This is a genomic window from Blautia sp. HCP3S3_B11, from assembly GCF_052064435.1.
Taxonomy (GTDB): Bacteria; Bacillota; Clostridia; order Lachnospirales; family Lachnospiraceae; genus Blautia_A.
This window is the reverse complement of record NZ_JBQHVP010000061.1, coordinates 1-633: the sequence shown is the minus strand read 5'-3', so window position 1 is coordinate 633 and position 633 is coordinate 1. Positions and strand designations below refer to the sequence as shown.

At 47.2% G+C, this 633-nt stretch carries 1 protein-coding gene; it reads right to left on the bottom strand.

The window, feature by feature from the left end; genetic code table 11:
* Positions 1-633, bottom strand: a 633-nt coding sequence (locus ACTNC0_RS18250) for a tyrosine-type recombinase/integrase (protein WP_441088491.1), incomplete at both ends; no start/stop codon positions are given.

Here is a 633-nt window from a genome sequence, read left to right as displayed (position 1 = left end):
GTGACAAGACTTGTTCCAAGAGCACGGCGGAGATCGTGAAAGCCACACCTCGGAAGGCCAAGCGCAAACCTGTATTTATTGAAAACATTATAGATGGCACTGGTGGTGAGTTTTGGATGTGGTGCGTATGTGCGCAGGAAAATATATTCGGAGCTACTGTCAGGTCTTCCATCTAAAATATAGTTTTTTACCGCTTCGCCTACGTCTTTGGTAAGCGGTAAAGCTAACGCCTTCCCTGTCTTGGTCTGTGAGATGCGGATTTCCCCATTGATCCAGTCGATATTTTCAAACTTCAGTTCCCGGATATCCACACTCCGCAATCCTGTGACTACGCCGGTCAATATCATGGCGTAGTCACGCTTTCCCTGCGGGGTAGACTGGTCGATGGATCCAAGTATTGCTGCAATCTCTTCGTGCGGAATTGGCTTGCGGACCCTATGTTCTTTGGGGAGTGGAAGAGAGAATACAAAGGAATAATCCTGGTCAACCAGCCCTTCTTCCTTCAGAAAATAAAAAGTCTGCCTCAATCCTCTGTTTATGTGATGGATGGAGTTCAGACGAAGGCGTTTTGCCGATTCCGTCATATACTTTCGGATTACCGACTCATCGACTTCTGAGATGGATGCTATCTGG